We start from the raw sequence: 20,257 nt of genomic DNA on the forward strand, positions 1-20,257 counted from the left end.
TCCAGGCTTACCGAGTTGTCGGTCAAATCACGGTAATCAGAATATCCTGTCAAGCGCTTCCGAAAAACATAAGCGGCTTGACAATTTCGCCAAATCAGCATTACAGTCCGCCCATCTCGTTGCACGGTAGGGGACGGTTCGCGGTCGTCACGGACGTTGGCAGCGGGGAGCGGTGGACGCGGGGTGGCGGCGTGTGATGAGCACGGACGAACGCTGGCCCTGCGGACGGTGAAGGCGTGTGGTTCTGACACTCCGACGCTAGTGTCAACGTTGCGACGACGCTAACGCGTCGCGCAGCGGATGGTGGCCAGAAAGCCCGGTGCACCAGGAAGAGCGCGCTATAGCCTGTTAAAACCATCGCGCGGGGAGGGCCGGGTGTGTTCGGCCAGACCTGTGGTACCTGCCGCCTGCATTTTTTTCGCAGGCGGGCCACGGGCGCGGCCAGCGCCCGGCCTTCCCTGCGCCCTCCATCTGGAGAGGGCGGGAATTGGAGCATCACTCGGGCGCGGGATGCGTCGCGAGGCCGTCGATGCTCGCCCCGGATCGACGCGATGCTGTTTGAGAATGTGGAGATGATAATGCTTGCGCGGCGTGGTGCGCCGCTACGAGTACGTGGGGCTGCCGCGACGATGGACCGGGGCAGTTTGTGACTCCGTCATGCCCGGGCTTGTCCCGGGCATCCACGTCGTCCTGCGCATGCCGAGCGACGTGGATGGCCGGGACAAGCCCGGCCATGACGACCTGGAAAGAGGCGAGCGCAGCACGCCGATCGTCAGTTCGGATTGCCCGCCGCGAGGGGAGTGGGGCGCCAGAGCGGCGGGCGTGTTCGTGCTCTCGGCGACTTGCCCCCAATGAAAAAGGCCGCGCGGGGCGCGGCCTTTTTGTCGTTCGAAGCTTGGAGGCGTTGGCGGCTTACTTCGCCGCTGGCCCGATGCTCACCTTCAGCGTGCCGACGCCGTCGACGCCGCATTCGATCTTGTCGCCGGCCACCACGGCCGCGACGCCGGCGGGGGTGCCGGTCATGATGATGTCGCCGGCGGCGAGCTCGACCTGCTGGGACAGCTTCCAGATGATCTCCGGCACGTTCCAGATCAGCTCGGAGAGGTCGCCGGTCTGGCGCTCGGTGCCGTTGACCGACAGCCAGATCTTGCCCTTGGCGGGGTGGCCGATCTTGGCCGCGGGCACCACGGCCGAGCAGGGCGCGGAATGGTCGAACGATTTGCCGACCTCCCAGGGGCGCTGCATCTTGCGCGAGGCGAGCTGCAGGTCGCGGCGGGTGAGGTCGATGCCGACGGCGTAGCCGTAGACGTGGTCGAGCGCCTTGTCGGTCGGGATGTTCAGGCCGCCGCTCTTCAGCGCCACCACCAGCTCGACCTCGTGATGCATGTCCGTGGTCAGCGGCGGGTAGGGGATGACGGCGCCCTCGGGCGCCAGCATGTCGGCGTGCTTGGCGAAGAAGAACGGCGGGTCGCGCTCGTCATTGCCCATCTCGCGGATGTGCTCGAGATAGTTGCGGCCGACGCACCAGATGCGGCGGACCGGGAAGACACCGGCTTCGCCGACGACAGGAAGAGAGGGCTGCGGAAAGGCCGGGATGACGGTGGAGGCGCTCATGAAAGGTCTCGATGCGGTGAAATGGGCTTTTCAGGATGTCGCGGTCACGAAGTCGCGGTCATGGGGATGACGTTCGGCCCCATGTCGCGCTGTTGCAGGCGGAAGAACGAAGCATAGCGGCCGCCACGGCGCAACAGATCGTCGTGCCGGCCCCGCTCGACGATGTCGCCGGCCTCGACCACCAGGATGGCGTCGGCGTTCATGATGGTGTGCAGGCGATGCGCGATGACGATGGTGGTGCGGTTCTGGCAGAGATGCTCGATCGCCTCCTGCACCTGGCGCTCGGATTCGGAATCCAGTGCCGCGGTGGCCTCGTCGAGCAGGATGATCGGCGCGTTGCGGATCAGCGCGCGGGCGACCGCGATGCGCTGGCGCTGGCCGCCGGAGAGCTGGGTGCCGTGCTCGCCGACCGGCGTGTCGTAGCCGAGCGGGAAGCCCATGATGAAATCGTGCGCGCAGGCCGCCTTCGCCGCCTCGATGATCTCGGCCTCGGTGGCGCCGGGCTTGCCGAAGGCGATGTTGGCGCGGATCGAGTCGCGGAACAGATAGACGTCCTGGCCGACATAGGCGACCTGCTCGCGCAGGCTGCGGCGCGACACCTGCGCGATCGGCTGGCCGTCGATCAGGATGTCGCCCGCGGTCGCCTCGTAGAACCGCAGCAGCAGCGCCAGCACCGTCGACTTGCCGCCGCCGGACGGGCCGACCAGCGCGGTGACCTTGCCGGGCTCGGCGACAAAACTCATGCGGTTGAGCACCGGCTCGTTGCCGCGATAGGCGAAGGAGACGTCGCGCAGCTCGATCTTGGCGTCGCTGAGCTTCAGCGCCGGCTTGTCGTCGTCGGGCTGCTCGCTGGCGGGGCTGTCGACCACCTCGAGCAGCATGCGGGCGCCGACGAGCTGGCTGTTGAGGTCGATGTTGAGCCGCGCCAGCCGCTTCGCCGGCTCGGTCGCCATCAGGAAGGCGATCATGAACGAGAAGAACTGGCCCGGCGTGGCGTTGAGCGCGACCACCGAGTAGCCGGCATACATCAGGCAGCCGGCGACCGCGAAGCCGCCGAGCATCTCCATCAGCGGGTTGGAGCGGTTGGAGACGCGGGCCATCTTGTTGGCGTTGCGCTCGACCACGGCGATGTTCTCGTCGATCCGCGCGCGCATCGTGTCCTCGAGCGTGAACGCCTTGACGGTGCGGATGCCCTGCAGCGATTCCTGCATCGTCTCGAGGATGTCGGCGGTGCCGGTGAACTGGTTGTAGGCGAGGCCCTTGATGCGCTTGACCAGCTTGCGCAGCACCAGCATCGCCGGCGGCACCACGAGCAGGCCGAGCAGCGACATCCAGGGATCCTGCATGACCATCACGCCGATCATGGCGATCAGGGTGACGAGATCGCGCCCGATGGCGTTGATCAGCATGTTGAGGATGTCGGTGATCGACTTGGCCCCGGAGGTGAGCCGCGCCAGGAACTCCGACGAATGGCGCTCGGAGAAGAAGCCGACGCTCTCGTTCATCAGCTTGGCGAACAGCTGCCGCTGATTGTTGGCGAGGATGGCGTTGGAGATCTTCGACAGGATGACGGCGTAGCCGTAGGTGGTCACGCCCTTGACGAACAGCAGCAGCACCGTGACGCCGGAGAGCACGACGATGCCCGGGATGCTCTTCTCGACATAGGCCTTGTTGATGACCTGGCCGAGAACGTAGGTCGCCGCGGCGCTCGCTCCGGCCGCCACCGCCATCAGCGCGAAGGCGGTGAGATAGCGGCGCCAGTAGGCGAGGCCCTGTTCCATCACGAGGCGGCGGATCAGGATCGCGGCGCCATAGGGATCGTCGGTGATCTTCTTCGGAAAGTCGGCCATTCTGGTCCCTGGCCGCCGGGGCAAATCGCCGGGCGGCCAAGTGTGCTTGCCCGCTCGGGGCGGCTTTTTCAAGCCCCCCGGCCTCCGGCTAAGTGCTTGATTCTAGGCCGAGGCCCGCTGCAGCGCGCCGCTGTGGCGTTCCAGGAACAGTTTCTCCTCCCAGGCCAGCGCGTGGGCGGCGATCGTCTCCAGATCGTCATAGGTCGGGGTCCAGTCGAGCAGCGCCTTCAAACGGCTGGTGTCGGCGACCATGCTCATGATGTCGCCGGGGCGGCGCGGCGCGTATTGGACGGGAATGGCGCGGCCGGAGACGCGCCGGACGGCCTCGATGGTCTCGAGCACGGAATAGCCGCGGCCGTACCCACAATTCAGCGTGACCGAGCCGCCACCGGTGCGCAGATAGGCCAGCGCGGAGCGGTGCACCTGGGCGAGATCGCAGACATGGATGAAGTCGCGGACGCAGGTGCCGTCGGGGGTCGGATAGTCGGTGCCGAAGATGTCGATCTTGGCGCGCTGGCCGGTGGCGACCTCCATCGCGATCTTCATCAGATGCGTCGCGCCGACGGTCGCAAGCCCGCTGCGTCCGAACGGATCGGCGCCGGCGACGTTGAAGTAGCGCAGCACCACGTAGTTGAGGTCATGCGCCGACGCCACGTCGTGCAGGATGATCTCGGCCATCAGCTTCGAGGTGCCGTAGGGCGAGGTCGGCCGGGTCGGCGCGCTCTCGGGCACCGGAACCTCGTCCGGATTGCCGTAGACCGCGGCGGTCGAGGAGAACACGAAGCGGCTGACGCCGCGCGCGACTGCCGCATTCAACAGGCTGCGCGTGGTCATGGTGTTGTTGCGGTAGTAGAGCAGCGGATCGCGCACCGATTCCGGCACCACGACCGAGCCCGCCAGATGGATGATGCTGTCGACGCCGTGCTGGCTGATGACGCCGTCCACGAGATTTTCGTCGCCGGCATCGCCGATGAACAGCGGCACGCCGTCGGGCACGAAGGCGGAGAAGCCGGTCGAGAGGTTGTCGATCACCACGACGCTTTCGCCGGCTTCCGCCAGCGCGAGCACCATGTGGCTGCCGATATAGCCGGCGCCGCCGGTCACGAGCACGGTCATTGTTTGACGCGATCCCTGTTTGTTTTGCCGCAGACTAACGCCCGCGAAATGAAGGACCTGTTGCGTGCATAGCGAACTGGCGGCGATGCTTAATGTTGCGTATAGGGAACCGCTGCAATTGGAGTGAGTAGTGCAAGCCGAGCCTGTTTCTGCCGCCGATCTCGACGTCATCGTGCCCAACCTGCACCGGCGCTATTCCGGCGTGACCGCGACCAACCGGATGGTGGCGCCGAAGCTGGCGCAGCGCGTGCGCGCGGCATGGCTCGGCTCCTACGCGCCGGAGGGGATTGCGCGGATCGGAGCGGCCGATCTGTTCAAGCTGTGGGGCCGGCGGCGGCCGCTGATCTGGCACGCGCGCCGCAACGACGAGATGATCGTCGGCGTGTTGTTGCGGGCGCTGGGCTGGCCGTTCAAGCTGGTGTTCACCTCGGCCGCGCAGCGCCATCACAGCTGGATCACGCGCTGGCTGATCCGCCGCATGGACGCGATCATCGCCACCAGCGACATCTCGGCGTCCTATCTGAAGCGCGCGGCGACGGTGGTGACGCACGGCGTCGACACCGAGATCTACGCGCCGCCGGCCGATCGCGCGGCGGCCTTTGCCGAGAGCGGCCTGCCGGGCAAATATGCCATCGGCTGCTTCGGCCGCGTCCGCGCGCAGAAGGGTAGCGACGTGTTCGTCGCCGCCATGTGCCGGCTGCTGCCGCGTTTTCCGGATTTTTCCGCGGTGCTGGTCGGCGCCGTGACGCCCGAGCAGATGCCGTTCGCGAGCGAGCTGAAGAAGCAGATCGCTGCCGCGGGCCTGGAGCAGCGCATCGTCATCACGGGCGAACTCGACATCGCCGACGTGCAGCGCTGGTACCAGCGCCTCACGATCTACGCCTTCACCTCGCGCAACGAGGGCTTCGGTCTCACCTTGATCGAGGCGATGGCAGCAGGCGCCGCGCTGGTGGCGGCGCGTGCAGGTGCTGCCGAGATCGTGGTGGAGGAGGGTGTCACCGGGAAGCTGGTGCCGCCGGGGGATGTCGATGCGCTGGTCACAGCGCTCGAGCCGTTGCTGCGCGATCCGGATGCGGCGCGGCTGATGGGCGAGCGGGCGCGGACGCGCGTGGTGGAGAAGTTCAGCCTCGAGGCCGAGGCCGAGAAGATCGCCGAAGTCTATCGCGGACTGGTCTGAGCGATGATGTCGGCGACGAACGCGTCGAGGTCGCCGCCGGCGAACAGGAAGCCAGGCAGGCCGGCGGCTTCGGCCGCGGCCATGTCGGAGGCCCGGTCGCCGATCACGAAGCTGCCCTCGCGCCGGATCGGCCAGTGCTGCATCAAATCGAGGATCATGCCCGGCGCCGGCTTGCGCCAGGGATGCTCGCGCAGATAGCGCTCGACGGACCCTTCGGTATGGTAGGGGCAGTAGCGGATGTCGTCGATGACAGCCCCCTGCGCCGCGAGCTCGGCCCGCATCCAGTCGTGCAGGCTGAGCACGTCGTCCTCCGAGAACAGCCCGCGCGCCACGCCGGACTGGTTGGTGAACAGGAAGACGTGATAGCCGGAGTCGTTGAGCCGCCGGATCGCATTGGCCACATTCGGCATCCAGCGGATCCGATCGGGCGAGCCGATGTAATTGTCGTCGTGATTGATGACGCCGTCGCGGTCGAGAAACGCCGCCGGCTTGAGCTGATCGGTCGTCATCTAGCCCTCGTCCTGCATCAGCGCCGCTTCGATCACCTCGCAGATGCCATGCGCGGTGGCGAGGTGGATCTGCTGGATCAGCGGCGTGTCGTCGCTCGGCGCCACCAGCAGCTCGTCACACAGTTCGCCCATCGCCAGCCCCTTGGCGCCGGTGAAGCCGATCGTGCCCAGCCCGCGCTCGCGCGCCTTGCGCAGCGCGTTGAGGATGCTCGGCGACCGCCCGGAGGTCGAGATCGCCAGCAGCACGTCGCCGCTGCTGCCGAGCCCTTCGACCTGGCGGGCGAAGACGTGATCGAAGCCGTAGTCGTTGCCAATCGCGGTCAGCGCCGAGGTGTCGGTGGTCAGCGCGATCGCGGCATAAGCCGGCCGCTCCTGCTTGTAGCGGCCGACGATCTCGGCGGCGATGTGCTGCGCATCCGCCGCGCTGCCGCCGTTGCCGACGATCAGCAGCTTGTGGCCGCCGCGCAGCGCAGCGATGATCGTCGCAGCGATCCGCCCGGCGCAGGCGAGCATCGCGGCATCGTCGGCCGCGCGCTCCATGGCGGCGCGGGAGCGGGCGAGATGGCTGGCGATCGGGTCGGATGCGCGGGTCACGGTGGCGGCTCGGGTTACGTCAGGGCCGGTGTATGGGGCGCGGTGCCGCTCCGCAAGCTAGGGCGCGACCGGTATCGCCGCATCGGCAAGGACCCGCTGGGCGATGGCGGCGATGTCGGTTGCCGAAATGTCGCGCATGCAGCGGTGGTCGTTCATCCTGCAGACTGGCCGGTGGCAGGGCTGGCAGGGGAGCTGGGTCCTGGTCTGGACCGTCGCCGCGAGGCCGTTCAGCGGCGCCCAATGGTACGGGCTGGTCGGGCCGAAGATGCCCATGGTCGGCGTCCCCAGCGCCGCGGCGATGTGCATGAGCCCCGAATCATTGGAGATGGCGACGCCGGCCGCGGCCATGGCCAGGATGCCGTTGCGCAGGTCGGTTCCGGTCAGGTCCCGGACGGCAGGGCCGCCGGTGGCGACGATCTCGGCGGCCAGCGCCTTCTCGCCTGGCCCGCCGACCACCCAGACGTCGAGGCCGGCCTCGCGCAGCAGCCGGGCCGCCTCGCCGTAAAAAGGCCAGCGCTTGGCGGCGCCCACCGACCCCGGGGCCAGTGCTACGGCCGGGCGGTTGCCCAGGCCATGGGCCTCGCGCCAGCGTGCGACGTCGTCCCGAGGCACCCGCAGCTGCGGGACGGGCCATTCCGGCGGCAGCGGCGCCCGGTCGGGCAGCGCCAGCGCGGCATTCTTGTCGATGAAGCGGGGGAGCGCTTTCTCGCCCCAGCGCCAGCGGTTGAGAAGGCCGAAGCGGACCTCGCCGACGAAGCCCACGCGCTCGGGGATGCCGGCGAGCGCGGGCGCCAGCGCCGATTTCCAGGTCCGCGGCATCACCAGGGCGGTCCGATAGTGGCGTTCGCGCAACATCGCAGCGAGCTGCCATTGCCGGCCGAGCGCCAACCGGCTGCGCGGCAGGTCCCAGACGATGCCGGAGCGGACGCCGGGCATGTAATCCACCAGCGGGGCGCAGAGCGAGGTCACCAGCAGGTCGACCGGCCGGTTCGGCCAGCGCTCCTTGAGCACCCGCACCACGGTATGGCCGCGCACGAAATCGCCGATCCACATATAGGGAATGATCAGGATCGGGCTGGTGTCCGCGGTGTCCACCTCCACCTTGGTCGAATTCGAATTCATTCTTTGTCTGCCTGGCTCAGGCGCGCTGGTAGCCGCTCGGCCGCCGCACGTAAAGTGGGCCGAGCGGGCCGTCACCAAAGCGCTTACACTTTGCCGTCGCATGCGCTACGCGAGGGCCGGGGTTTTCGGGATCAGGACGGGTTGCTGAATGTTGCTGGTGACCGGCGGCGCCGGGTTTATCGGATCGAATCTGGTTGCGGCGCTGAACGATGCGGGCCGCACCGATGTCGTCGTCTGCGACACGCTCGGCAGCGAGGGCAAGTGGCGCAACCTCGCCAAGCGGCAACTGGCGGACGTCGTGCCGCCATCCGATCTGGACGCCTGGCTGAAGGGTCGCAGGCTCGAGGCCGTCCTGCACATGGGCGCGATCTCCGCGACCACGGTGGTCGACGGCGACCTGGTGATGGAGCGCAACTTCCGCAGTTCGCTGCGGCTGCTCGATTGGTGTACGGCGAACACCACGCCGTTCATCTACGCCTCGTCGGCGGCGACCTATGGCGACGGCGCGCAGGGCTTCGTCGATGATCCGTCGCTCACCGCGCTGAGGACGCTGCGGCCGATGAATCTCTACGGCTGGAGCAAGCATCTGTTCGACATGGCGGTCGCTGCGCGCGCCGAGCGCGGCGAGCGGCTGCCGCCGCAATATGTTGGGCTGAAGTTCTTCAACGTGTTCGGTCCCAACGAGTACCACAAGGGATCGATGATGAGCGTGCTGACCCGACGCTTCGACGACATCAAGGCCGGGCACACCTTGCAGCTGTTCAAGTCGCACCGCGAAGGCATCGCCGATGGCGACCAGCGCCGCGACTTCATCCATGTCGACGACGTCGTTCGCGTGATGCTGTGGCTGTTGGCTTCTCCCTCCGTGTCGGGCCTGTTCAACGTCGGCACGGGCCGGGCGCGCAGCTTCAAGGACATGATGCTCGCGGCCTATGCCACGCTCGGTGCGACGCCGCGGATCGAGTACATCGACATGCCCGAAGCGATTCGCGGCAGCTACCAGTACTTCACCCAGAGCAACGTCGACCGGCTGTTGGCCGCCGGCTACAACGGCGGCTTCACGTCGCTCGAGGATGCGGTCGCCGGTTATGTCCGAGATTATCTCGATTCCTCCGACCGCTTCCGCTAGACGATCTGGTTCCGACCATTGCACCGAGACTGCCGCTGATGTTCGACTTTGACGATCTCTCGCAAGCGATCGCCCGCCAGACGGTGCTGTGCATCGGCGACCTCATGCTGGACGAGTTCGTCTATGGCGAGGTGTCGCGGATTTCCCCCGAGGCCCCGGCGCCGGTGATCGCGGTCCAGCGCAGCGAGACCAATATCGGCGGCGCCGGCAACGTCGCGCGCAACATCGCCGCGCTCGGCGCCCGCTGCATCTTCGTTGGCCTTGTCGGCCAGGATGGGGCCGGCGACCAGCTCGAGACCGAGCTCGCCAGGGAGGCCGGCATCGAGAGCGTGCTGGTGCGCGATCCTTCGCGCCCGACGACGCGCAAGGTGCGGTTCGTCTCCGAGCATTTCTCAACCCATATGCTGCGCGCCGACTGGGAGCGCGCCGCACCGGCGTCCGGCGAGATCGAGCAGAAGCTGATCGAGGCCATCCTGCCGCTGATCGCGCGGGCCGACATCGTGCTGCTGTCCGACTACGCCAAGGGCGTGCTGACGGCGCGCGTGCTGCGCAACGTCATCGACGCGACGCGCAAGGCCGGCAAGCGCGTCATCGTCGATCCCAAGAGCGCCAATCTCGCGATCTATCGCGGCGCGAGCGTGCTGACGCCGAACCGCAAGGAGTTTTCGGAAGCGACCCGCAGCCGGGCCGAGACCGATCACGAGATCGCCGCGGCCGCGCAGGATGCGATCTATCTCGCCGACTGCGAGGCGATCCTGGTGACGCAGAGCGAGCGCGGCATGACGCTGGTCCCGCGCGAGGGCGATCCGATTCACGTGCCGGCCTATCCCGTGAAGGTGCGCGACGTCTCCGGCGCCGGCGACACGGTCGTCGCCGTGCTTGCCGCGACGCTCGCGGCGGGCGCCGCCTGGGAGGATTCGTTGCGGATGGCGAGCGCCGCGGCGGCTGTGGCCGTCAGCAAGCAGGGCACCGCCAGCGTGACGTCGGCCGAACTGCGCCGAAAGATCCTGCCGCATGCCTATCGCGCGGCCGAGGAGAAGATCATCGAGAGCGACGACGAACTCGCCGCCCGTGTCGAGGGATGGCGGGGAGAGGGCCTGCGCGTCGGCTTCACCAACGGCTGCTTCGACATTCTGCATCCCGGCCACGTCAAGGTGCTGACCGCGGCGCGCGCCGCCTGCGACCGTCTCGTGGTCGGTCTGAACAGCGATGCTTCCGTCAAGCGGCTGAAGGGCGAGAGCCGTCCCGTGCAGGACGAGCGCGCGCGCGCCGAGGTGCTGGCCGCGCTCGAGGCGGTGGATCTCGTCGCCATCTTCGCGGAGGACACGCCGCTGCGCCTGATCGAGCTGGTCCGGCCGAGCGTCCTGGTCAAGGGCGGCGACTACACGCGCGAGCAGGTGGTGGGGCACGAGGTCGTCGAGGCCGGCGGCGGTGAGGTGATCCTGATCGACATCCTGAAAGGGCACAGCACGACGGCGCTGGTCGATCGCGCCCGGAGCGAGGCGCGATGAGCACGCTGGCAGGTCATCCCGGCCCGGCGCTGCTGGCGCGCCGCTGGCGCGATCCGGCGGCGTGGCGGACGACGGTCGATGTCGTGGCGATTCTGCTGGCCGCCTCGCTGCCGTGGTCGACCTCGCTGGTGTCGATCCTGGGCGTCGTCATGCTGATCACGATGCTGCCGTTTCTCGACGTCGAACGTCTGCTGCAGGTCCTGAAGCGGCCGATCGCGCTGGCGCCGATCGCGCTGTTCCTGCTGGCGCTGATCGGAACGCTGTGGTCGGACGTGGCGTGGGGCGCGCGGTTCTATGCGGTGGGACCGGCGGCGAAGCTCCTGGTGCTGCCGGCGCTGCTCTATCACTTCCAGCGGTCGGAGCGCGGGCTGTGGGTCTTCACCGCGTTTCTCGCCTCCTGCGTGCTGATGGTCGCGATGTCGACCGCGGTCGCGTTCAATCCGGCGCTTGCGCTCAAGGCCAACGCCGACCGCGGCATCTTCGTGAAGAACTACATCGACCAGGGCCAGGAGTTCTCGCTCTGCGCCGTGGCGCTGGCCTATCCGATCGCCCAATTGCTGCGTGCTCGCCGCTTCGTGCCGGCGGGCCTGCTCACCGCGATCATGGTCGCGTTCCTCGCCAACATGATCTTCATCGTGGTGTCGCGCACCGCGCTGGTGACGATCCCGATCCTGCTCGCGGTGTTCGGGCTGATCCACTTGAAATGGCGCGCCAACCTGCTGATCGCGGCCGTTGCCCTTGCGCTGGGCCTCGCGGCATGGACCGTGTCCCCGCAATTGCAGGGCAAGGTGGCGACGTTCACGAGCCAATATCAGGACTACAGGAACGATCGCGCCGTGACGTCGATCGGCGAGCGGCTCGAGTTCTGGCGCAAGTCGTTGCGGTTCCTGGCCGACGCGCCGCTGATCGGACACGGCTCGGGCTCGACGCGTCACCTGTTCGAGCTGGCCGCGAGCGGGTCGCGCGACCTCTCCTCGAGCCAGGTCGTCGGCAACCCGCACAACCAGACGCTCTACGTCGCGGTCCAATGGGGCGCGCTCGGGATCGTGATCCTCTACGCGATGTGGGCGGCGCATCTCCTGCTGTTCCGCAGCGACGGACTTGTGCCCTGGATCGGGCTGCTGGTGGTGGTGCAGAACATCTTCACCTCGCTGTTCAACTCCCACATCTTCGATTTCCATGAGGGGTGGATGTATGTCGTCGGCGTCGGCGTGGCCGGCGGAATGGTGCTGCAATCGCGGACGTCTGCTGACACGGTGCAAGGGACGCTCGAGCCATGACGCGTCCGTCTCAACTGACCTACCGGAATATGCTGATTGCCGCGCATGACCTCCTGGTCAGCGTCGTCGCGCTGTTCGCCGCGTTCTACATCCGCTTCGAGGGCGCCAGCACCTTCTGGGAGCGGGTGCCGCTGCTCTTTCAGATCCTGCCATATTTCATCGCCTTCAGCTTCGTCGTCTTCTACTTCTCGAACCTGCTGACGACGAAATGGCGGTTCATCTCGTTGCCGGACGCGCTGAACATCGTCCGCGTCGCGACGGTGCTGACGCTGGCGCTGCTGGTGCTCGACTACATCATCGTTGCGCCCAACGTCCGCGGCACGTTCTTCTTCGGCAAGCTCACGATCATTCTCTATTGGTTCCTTGAGATCTTTGCGCTGAGCGCGCTGCGGTTCGCCTATCGCTATTTCCGCTACACGCGGGTCCGGCGGCACGCGCGGTCGGAGGACGCGGCGCCCGCGCTCCTGATCGGCCGTGCGGCCGACGCCGAGGTCGTGCTGCGCGGCATCGAGAGCGGCGCGGTCAAGCGGATCTGGCCGATCGGCATTCTCTCGCCGTCGGCCGCCGACCGCGGCCAATTGATTCGCGGCGTGCCGGTGCTGGGCGGCATCGACGACGTCGAGGATGTCGCGGCCGACTTTGCCCGGCGGGACCGGCCGATCGCGCGCGCCCTGATGATGCCGACGGCGTTCGATCCGGACTGCCATCCGGAGACCTTCCTGATGCGGGCGCGCCGGTTGCGCCTGATCGTGAGCCGCCTGCCGTCGCTGGAGAGCGGCGATGCGCCACGGCTCGCGCCGGTCGCGGTCGAGGACCTCCTGCTGCGGCCGAGTGAGAAGATCGATTACGGCCGGCTGGAAGCGCTGGTGCGCGGCAAAGCCGTCGTGGTGACCGGCGGTGGCGGCTCGATCGGCGCCGAGATCTGCCAGCGCGTCGTGGCATTCGGCGCGGCGCGGCTGCTCATTCTGGAGAATTCCGAGCCGGCGCTCTACGCGATCACCGAGGCGCTCGCGGCCGATCCCGAGGCTGCCGTCGCCGTCGAGGGGCGCATCGCCGACATCCGCGATCGCGACCGGGTGTTCGCGCTGATCGGCGATTTCAAGCCGGAGCTGGTGTTCCATGCCGCCGCCTTGAAGCACGTGCCGATCCTCGAGCGCGACTGGAGCGAGGGCGTCAAGACCAACATCTTCGGCTCGATCAACGTCGCCGATGCCGCGGTGGCCTCGGGCGCCGAGGCGATGGTGATGATCTCGACCGACAAGGCGATCGAGCCGGTGTCGATGCTCGGTCTCACCAAGCGTTTCGCCGAAATGTACTGCCAGGCGCTGGACCGCCAGCTCGCCGACCGGCCGGCGGGACGGCCGCCGATGCGGCTGATCTCGGTGCGGTTCGGCAACGTGCTGGCGTCGAACGGCTCGGTGGTGCCGAAGTTCAAGGCGCAGATCGAGGCGGGCGGTCCCGTCACGGTGACCCACCCGGACATGGTGCGCTACTTCATGACCATTCGCGAGGCCTGCGATCTGGTGATCACGGCAGCCTCGCATGCGCTGGCGCCGCAGCGTCCGGATGTCTCGGTCTACGTGCTCAACATGGGCCAGCCGGTTCGCATCGTCGAGCTCGCCGAGCGCATGATCCGCCTGTCGGGCCTGCAGCCGGGGTACGACGTCGAGATCGTGTTCACGGGCATTCGGCCCGGCGAGCGCCTGAACGAGATCCTGTTTGCGAGCGAGGAGCCGCCGGTCGAGATCGGCGTCGCCGGCATCATGGCCGCCAACCCGAACGAGCCGCCGATGCCGACGCTGAAGGCCTGGATCGCGGCGCTCGATCAGGCGATCGCGCGCAATGATCCGGTGACGATCAAATCGGTGCTGAAGGATGCGGTGCCGGAATTCGGCTCGAGCGCGGCCTGAGTCTTCAATGGCGCCGCCGCGAGAAGCGGCTCAGCACCCAGGTGACGGCGCCGAGCCCGAAGACGAGCAGGATGGCGTCGACCGTCATGGAACGCTGCGCGACCGAGATGGCTGCGAGGGTCGCAAGCACGACATTGAGGATGAACACCTCGCTGACGACGCGCGAGACGGTGAAGCCGTTATCGGTGGCCTGTTGATAGAAATGCGTGCGGTGCGCCGCCCAGAACGGCTCGCGCCGTGCCATCCGCCGCAACAGGGTGAAAGTGGCGTCGAACAGATAGTACAGCGGCAGCAGCAGCGCAGCGGCGATGGAGCCCTGCCAGGCCAGATGGAGCAGGCCCCAGCCGAGCAGCAGCCCGATCGGCAGGCTGCCGACATCGCCGAGAAAGACCTTTGCGACGGGACGGTTGAAGGGCGCAAAGCCGAGCATGGCGCCACCCAGCGCCGCAGCAACGGCGCTCGCCGGCCAGGGCAGTTCACCGGAGATGCCGAACAGGACGAGCGTCGCCGTGATCGGCACCGCCTCAGCCACGGTCATCAGATCGAGCCCGTCCATGAAGTTGACGAGGTTGACGAACCACAGGCCCGCGATCAGCAGCAGCGTGCGCTCGACCGCCAGCGGGATCGGAAACAGCCTGAGATCGTCAGGCGCGGTGAATATGACGAGGCCAACGGTCAATCCCTGCAGGATCAAGCGCGGCAGCACCGGGATCGGCCTGATGTCGTCGACCAGGCCGACCAGCGCCAGCATCGGCACCGCGATGAACAGCATCAGCAGCGGTGCAAAGCCCATCGCGGAGGCAAAGGCGCCGCCGACCACGAGCGTTGCGCCGACCACGGCGATGCCGGCGCCCTGCGGCGTGGGGATCTTGTGCGACGAGCGCGCGTTGGGCCGCGCCAGTGCGTAGCGCTGCAGCACCGGGCGCAGCAGCACGATCAGCACACCGCACATCGCGGCCGCGAGCACGGCGATGGCGGCGAGGACTGCGGTGGGATGGGCGATCATCCGCGCGCGTCCGGCGCCGAGGTGAGGCGGTCATAGAGCGCCACCACCGAGCGGCCGATGATCCTGGCCGAGAGCTTGTCCTCGACCAGTTGACGGGCCGCCGTGCCGTAGCGCGCGCGCAACTCCGGCGATGTCGCCAGTTCCGCCATGGCCTGCGCCAGCGCGGCCGCGTCCTCTACCGGCACGGAGAGCCCGGTCTGGCCATGGATCGCGATCTCGCGGCAGCCCGGCGCATCGGTGGAGATCAGCGGCCGGCCACAGGCGGCAGCCTCCAGCAGGCTCACCGGAAGACCTTCGCGATGCGATGGCAGCACGGCGATGTGGCAGCGCCGCCAGAGCTCGGTGATGTCCTTGATCTGGCCGAGCAGGGTGATGCCGGGTTCGTTCCGCCAGGCCTCGACCTCCTCGGCCGAGACTGAGGCGGGATTGGCCGGATCGGGGGAGCCGGCGATCAGCAACTGGTCGCTGCGGCCCTGCTGGCGCAGCATGCGGTGGGCAGTGACCAGGGCGCGCACGCCCTTGTCGGTGAGCAGCCGTCCTGCAAAACCGAAGGTGATCGGCCCGTCCGGTTCCGGCAGCGGCTGGAAGCGGTCGGTGTCGACGCCTGACCCCGGGATCAGCGTGATCTTGTCGCCGCGGACGCCCATGGCTTGAAGTGCCTGGCGATCGTCCGGATTCTGCACCAGCACGCAGCTCGGTGTCCGGTTCATGAGCCGCGGCAGCAGCCACAGCAGGCTCTGCTTGAGCAGGCGCGAGCGCCAGCTCGCCGAGGTGAAGACATAGCCGAGCCCGGTCATGGCGTTGACGACGGGCGTGGTGCGTCCGAGCGTGGCGAGCGAGCCGAGCACGCTCGATTGCAGCCCGGAATGATGCACCACGTCGGGCCTGATCGCAGCCTCGACGGCGCGGATCGCGCGGATCGTGGGCAGGGCTGATGACGGCGACAGCCCGCCGCGCCGGAACGGGATCGGATGCAGCACGAACCGCTCGGCGGCGATCGCGGCGGCGCCGGCGTTGACGTTGGTCGCGACATGCACCTCGTAGCCGGCCTCGCGCGCCGCGCGCGCCATCGGCAGGCGATGCATCAGGAAGGCGTAATCCTCGTTGGCCACGTACAGCAGGCGGCGCGGCGAAGCGGAGCGGGGCAGGGACATCGAACTCACGGTCTTGGGCGGTCGAAGCGCCGTATAGGCCAAGAGCGGCCCTCGCGCGAGCCCGTTATCTGTCCTGCGACGGGCGGAAAACCGCCCGTCGGTGCCGACGACGATGAGGGGCGGCCCTCTGAATGCCGCCCCGGTCTCAGACCAGATGAAAGCTCGACAGGTGGGACAGCAGCTCGGCCGCCGACACGTGCTGGATGGTGATGGTGTCGAGTGCCGCATCGGTGATGACGGCGTTGCCCGCCGCGTCGTCATGGATGGCGGCCTGCAGTGCGGACTGCTCCGCGAAGATGCTCTGGCTGAACACGATCTGGTCGGTGCCGGGATTGAAGTCAGAGACCGTCACCTGACCGAAATGCTCGGCGAACACGAAGGTGTCATGTCCCTGCAGCGACACCGATGAGGACGCCGCGCCGGAGATCGAGGTCCCGGAGATCAGCGTGCCGCCCTGGCCGTCGGCTGCGAAGTGAAAGCTGTCCTGCGACAATGGGCCGACGAAGTGCAGCGACGCGCTGTTGGACCCGTCGCTCAGCGACAGCAGCCCGCTGGTCTCGTCGAAATGCATCTGAAGCGACGTGAAGGCGATGCTCTTGAGATCGATCTGAGCGGCCGTGCCGCCGAATCCGATGAGATTGCCGCTGAAGGAAGGCGCGGCGAGGACAAGATCGGCCGCGCTCGACGTCGTGGCCGCCTCTGCGCTCGCCGTCACCGAGCCGATGGTCGGGATCCCGATCGTGCCGTCGCCATTCAGGTCCTGATGGAAGCTGGTCTCGAGGGCTTCAAGGGACGACGAGCTGCCGGAAACGGCGCCGATCGCGTTGCCGGTATAGTTGCCGCTGCTATCGGTGTTCCAGACCGTGTAGAGGTCGGTGCCGGCCATCTTCCAGGCAACCTGATAGCCGCTGCCAGAGGCCTCCGCAGCGATCGCCGCCCAGCCGCTGAGCTGGCCGGCAACGACGACGTTGCCGCCGAACATCACCTGCGTTGCGGTCCCCCCCGACACCGGCGCCATCAGATAGGTCGTGCCCGACAGCGACAGGCTGGTCGACCCGAGCGCTTCGATCACGCTGCCGCCGGGTGTCACGCTTGGGGCGCCGATGGTGCCGTCGCCGTTCAGATCCTGGTGGAAGCTGGGCTCCAGCGCTTCCAGGGATGCGGAGCTTCCCGCAACCGCGCCGATCACGTTGCCGGTATAGTTGCCGCTGCTGTCCACGTTCCAGACGGTGTAGAGATCGGCGCCGGCCATCTTCCAGGCGATCTCATAGCCGCTGCCGGACGTCTCCGCGGCGATGGGCGCCCAGCCGTCGAACTGACCGACGGTCACGATGCTGCCGCCGAACATGATCTGCGGACCGGTGCCGCCGGCGACGGGATTGAGGAAATAGCTCGACCCGGCCAGCACCAGGCTGGTCGAACCCGCGGCCTCGATGACCGTGCTCGGAATGCCGATCGTGCCGTCGCCGTTCAGGTCCTGGTGGAAGTTCGGCTCCAGCGCCTCGAGCGCGCTGCTGGCCCCATTGACTGCGCCGATGGCGTTGCCCGTGTAGTTGCCGCTGCTGTCGACGTTCCAGACGGTGTAGAGATCGCTGCCCGCCATCTTCCAGGCGATCTGATAGCCGCTGCCGACGGCTTCGGCCGCGATCGGTGCCCATCCGCCGAGCTGCCCGGGGCTGACGGTGCTGCCGTTGAAGCTGACCTGCGGGCCCGTCCCGCCTGCGACCGGATTGAGGAAATAGCCGTTGCCGGATTGGACCAGGCTCGTGGCCCCCGCGGCCTCGATGACGGTGCTGACGACGCCGATCGTGCCGTCGCCGTTCAGGTCCTGATGGAACGACGTCTCAAATGTCTCGAAAGCGGACGAGCTTCCGGAGACGGCGCCGATCGCGTTGCCGGTGTAGTTGCCGCTGCTGTCGACGTTCCAGACGGTGTAGAGATCCTGCCCCTGAAACTTCCAGGCGACTTCGTAGCTGCCGCCTCCGTTGGCCTCGACGCCGATCGGCATCCAGTTGCTCAGCTGGTGAACGACGACGTTGGCGCCGTTGAACCGCAGCGCCACCGATGTGCTCGCACCGATGGTGTTGAGATCGTAGATGACACCGACCTGGGCGAGGCTGATCGATCCGAGCGCCTCGACGATGGTGTTGGCGAAATAGGGGGCCGATCCGACCGCGGGATTGATCTGGGCGAGACCCGCGCCGGCGACTGCCGGATTGGCCATCGGCACCGCGGTCTGCTGCAGGATCTCCGAGACGTCGGCGTAGCTCAGCGTCGAATTGGCCGTCAGGATCAAGGCCGCGATCGCGGCAACGCTCGGCGCGGCTGCGGAGGTGCCGTAGAAGTCGGTCATTCCCGTGACGGTCGTCGAGATGTTGTCGATGCCGGAGACCACGACCGGGCTGAGCTGGAGCGGCGTCGCAAGGCGCGTGCCGTCGTTGGCGAACAGGATCTCGGTCCCGGCGCCGGACGATGAAAAGCTTTCCGAGACCGGTGTTGCGCCAAAGGCCGGCGTGTTGGCGGCATTGACGGCTCCGACGGTGATCACCCCCGGCGTCATCGCGTGACCGAAGACCGTCCCGACATTGGCGCCGCTGATGGAGACCGGGAGGCCGTTGCCTGCCAAAATCTCCTTGATCGTGGAAGGAGGAGTAAATCCCGTGTTGGCGATCACGATCTGGTAGGTGCCCGAGACCGAGAAATGCAAACCAACCCACGGATTCAGCGAATTGTTCGCAACGTATCCGAGGAACTGTCCATTCTGAAACACGTCGACCGCGAGATGTGACGTGTCTTGACCCCAAGCCTGGTCCCATTGCACGAGCAGGTTCGCGCCCGCGGTCACGGTGATCGTCTGCGCGATGCTGCCGCCGAAGCTCAGTGCATTGCCATCGAAATACTTTCCGCCGATGCTGCCCGAGGTCGAGGTCCAGGACGTCTGATAGGCCGAGCTGCCGTTGTTGCCGGCCGACGTCACATAGGTCACGCCCATGGCCTGAACGGTCTGAATGGCCTGGGCGACAATGCCGTTCTGGAAGAATGGCTCGTCCGAATAGCTCACATCGTCGACGATGACCTTGCAGCCGGCATTGGCGAGCGCGATGATGCCGTCGGCGAAATCCTGCTCGCTCTGGAACGCGGTGTAGAAGGCGAGACTGGCGTCAGGCGCGATATCGTGGATGACCTGCATCATCGCACGGCCTTCGTCCGTCCCGCCCGATGGCATGTCCTTGAGGATCTGAATCTTTGAGGCCGAAGGCAAGGCTCCGCTGGCTTCGTCCGCTGCGGCGCCGCCGAGATTGTTGAAGCTGCTGGAGAGGACGCCGATCTTGATGCCGGCTCCCGTCACGCCCGTGGAGTTGCCGCCGAGCGCCTGAACGACCTGGGCGCTGGTCGCGCCTTGTGCACTGACCGCCGAGGCGATGGCTTCCGTCACTGCGTCCTGGAGCGACGGCGCCGGCTCGCCGCTCGGTCCGGCGTGCGCCGTCGCGGGCTTTCCGAGGCTGCCGAACGACCATGTCTGCAGCGATGCGCCGGCGCCTGACCACATCTCGACGCTGATCGAGAGGACGAATCCGCTCGCGCTGGCACTCTGCCCGGCATGCGCTGGTTCGACGGAGCTGTCCGCAATCGGTGTGGCCGGATGGAGGGACGTCTCCTGGGTGACTTGCCAGGTCGAGCCGGCCACCACCGTCCGAGCCGTTGGCTCGGCCGCCGCCTGGGCCTGCGCGCTCACGTCGAAGAGTTGTGTGACCACCGTTGCCTCGGCGTCGCCATGCGCGAGGAGGCTGGGCGTCTCGCTCGGAGCATCAGCGCTTGGCGCCGGGGCTGCAGGATCGATCAGCTCGGCCGGGCCATGCTGGACCTGCGCGATGGCGGGGGCCGGCTTGGCTTCGTCTGCGGCGTCCGCAGCAGGCTGCTGCACATGCAACTCGTGACGTTGGCCAGCAGCAGGATCGAAAATGAGGGACTGGGCGGCTTCACGCCAGCGGTCAGGAATGTCTTCGGTACGGCCGGATTCGTAAAGCATGCATGCAACGATGGTGATCCTGTCCTCGAGGCCGACAGGCGGGATGGAATTGAAGCATCGGGCAGTGATGCCCCCCGATCTTGTATAAAATGGTACCGAAGAATGGCCGCTTCGGCCATACGTCATTGTTCGATCTGTTCGATCGAATTCAACTATTGATTGTGTCCGGGGAGGCGGCTATTGCCGCGGGCCCAAGCCAGCCTTCGCAGGGGCAACTCCGGACGGGGGCAGAGATCGGAGCGGGCACAGCAGGGA

14 protein-coding genes are annotated in these 20,257 nt (G+C 67.3%); 5 read left to right on the forward strand and 9 right to left on the reverse strand.

Features of this window, described 5'->3' with window-relative positions:
* Positions 1 to 912: 912 nt before the first annotated feature.
* The 3 genes from ACQR1X_RS21965 to galE all read right to left on the reverse strand — a co-directional run bounded on the left by ACQR1X_RS21965 (position 913) and on the right by galE (position 4,580).
* Positions 913 to 1,614 (reverse strand): fumarylacetoacetate hydrolase family protein, encoded by a 702-nt coding sequence (locus ACQR1X_RS21965; protein WP_434837805.1) that lies wholly within the window; start codon positions 1,612 to 1,614, stop codon positions 913 to 915.
* Positions 1,615 to 1,658: 44 nt separating this feature from the next.
* A complete protein-coding gene (locus tag ACQR1X_RS21970; RefSeq protein ID WP_434837806.1) occupies positions 1,659 to 3,464 on the reverse strand; it encodes an ABC transporter ATP-binding protein in 1,806 nt (601 codons plus the stop codon).
* A gap of 102 nt (positions 3,465 to 3,566) precedes the next feature.
* The gene (galE, locus tag ACQR1X_RS21975; RefSeq protein ID WP_315803515.1) at positions 3,567 to 4,580 is read right to left on the reverse strand and encodes a UDP-glucose 4-epimerase GalE; all 1,014 of its coding nucleotides are present in this window, start codon (positions 4,578 to 4,580) and stop codon (positions 3,567 to 3,569) included.
* Between the two features lie 130 nt (positions 4,581 to 4,710).
* Between galE and ACQR1X_RS21980 the strand changes: the two genes are divergently transcribed.
* A complete protein-coding gene (locus ACQR1X_RS21980; protein ID WP_434899544.1) occupies positions 4,711 to 5,757 on the forward strand; it encodes a glycosyltransferase family 4 protein in 1,047 nt (348 codons plus the stop codon).
* Here ACQR1X_RS21980 and ACQR1X_RS21985 read toward each other — a convergent pair.
* The 3 genes from ACQR1X_RS21985 to waaF are packed head-to-tail and all read right to left on the reverse strand — an operon-like array spanning position 5,739 to position 7,982.
* Positions 5,739 to 6,266 carry a D-glycero-alpha-D-manno-heptose-1,7-bisphosphate 7-phosphatase gene (locus ACQR1X_RS21985; RefSeq protein WP_434896380.1) on the reverse strand — a complete coding sequence of 176 codons (528 nt, stop codon included), beginning with the start codon at positions 6,264 to 6,266 and terminating at the stop codon, positions 5,739 to 5,741. The two genes, ACQR1X_RS21980 and ACQR1X_RS21985, sit on opposite strands and share 19 nt — an antisense overlap.
* Entirely contained in the window at positions 6,267 to 6,860 is a 594-nt protein-coding gene (locus ACQR1X_RS21990) for a D-sedoheptulose 7-phosphate isomerase (RefSeq protein ID WP_434886440.1), read from the reverse strand.
* Between the two features lie 57 nt (positions 6,861 to 6,917).
* Positions 6,918 to 7,982, reverse strand: coding sequence for a lipopolysaccharide heptosyltransferase II (gene waaF, locus ACQR1X_RS21995; RefSeq protein ID WP_434899545.1), 1,065 nt, complete (start codon positions 7,980 to 7,982; stop codon positions 6,918 to 6,920).
* 148 nt (positions 7,983 to 8,130) lie between these two features.
* Between waaF and rfaD the strand changes: the two genes are divergently transcribed.
* From rfaD to ACQR1X_RS22015, 4 genes are read left to right on the forward strand one after another with little or no spacing between them, the layout of a single operon-like run.
* The gene (gene rfaD, locus ACQR1X_RS22000) at positions 8,131 to 9,111 is read left to right on the forward strand and encodes an ADP-glyceromanno-heptose 6-epimerase (RefSeq protein ID WP_434848534.1); all 981 of its coding nucleotides are present in this window, start codon (positions 8,131 to 8,133) and stop codon (positions 9,109 to 9,111) included.
* Between the two features lie 38 nt (positions 9,112 to 9,149).
* Positions 9,150 to 10,622, forward strand: a complete 1,473-nt coding sequence (gene rfaE1 / locus ACQR1X_RS22005) for a D-glycero-beta-D-manno-heptose-7-phosphate kinase (protein ID WP_434899546.1) — start codon at positions 9,150 to 9,152, stop codon at positions 10,620 to 10,622.
* Positions 10,619 to 11,902 carry an O-antigen ligase family protein gene (locus ACQR1X_RS22010; RefSeq protein ID WP_434891959.1) on the forward strand — a complete coding sequence of 428 codons (1,284 nt, stop codon included), beginning with the start codon at positions 10,619 to 10,621 and terminating at the stop codon, positions 11,900 to 11,902. The genes rfaE1 and ACQR1X_RS22010 overlap by 4 nt, the downstream gene beginning before the upstream one ends.
* Complete coding sequence (locus ACQR1X_RS22015; RefSeq protein ID WP_434891960.1) at positions 11,899 to 13,812, forward strand: polysaccharide biosynthesis protein; 1,914 nt, start codon at positions 11,899 to 11,901, stop codon at positions 13,810 to 13,812. Before ACQR1X_RS22010 ends, ACQR1X_RS22015 begins: the two co-directional genes overlap by 4 nt.
* A gap of 4 nt (positions 13,813 to 13,816) precedes the next feature.
* On the opposite strand, the gene ACQR1X_RS22020 is transcribed toward ACQR1X_RS22015, so the two are convergent.
* The 3 genes from ACQR1X_RS22020 to ACQR1X_RS22030 form a co-directional block, all read right to left on the reverse strand.
* On the reverse strand, positions 13,817 to 14,818 hold the full coding sequence (locus ACQR1X_RS22020; protein WP_434891961.1) for a glycosyl transferase: 1,002 nt from the start codon (positions 14,816 to 14,818) through the stop codon (positions 13,817 to 13,819).
* Positions 14,815 to 15,972, reverse strand: a complete 1,158-nt coding sequence (locus ACQR1X_RS22025) for a glycosyltransferase family 4 protein (protein WP_434886446.1) — start codon at positions 15,970 to 15,972, stop codon at positions 14,815 to 14,817. The genes ACQR1X_RS22020 and ACQR1X_RS22025 overlap by 4 nt, the downstream gene beginning before the upstream one ends.
* Before the next feature lie 145 nt (positions 15,973 to 16,117).
* Positions 16,118 to 19,897: a S8 family serine peptidase gene (locus tag ACQR1X_RS22030; protein WP_434899547.1), complete on the reverse strand. Its 3,780-nt coding sequence runs from the start codon at positions 19,895 to 19,897 to the stop codon at positions 16,118 to 16,120.
* Positions 19,898 to 20,257 lie beyond the last annotated feature (360 nt).

Origin of the sequence: Bradyrhizobium sp. HKCCYLRH3073, from assembly GCF_051167995.1 — a bacterium.
Lineage (GTDB): Bacteria > Pseudomonadota > Alphaproteobacteria > Rhizobiales > Xanthobacteraceae > Bradyrhizobium.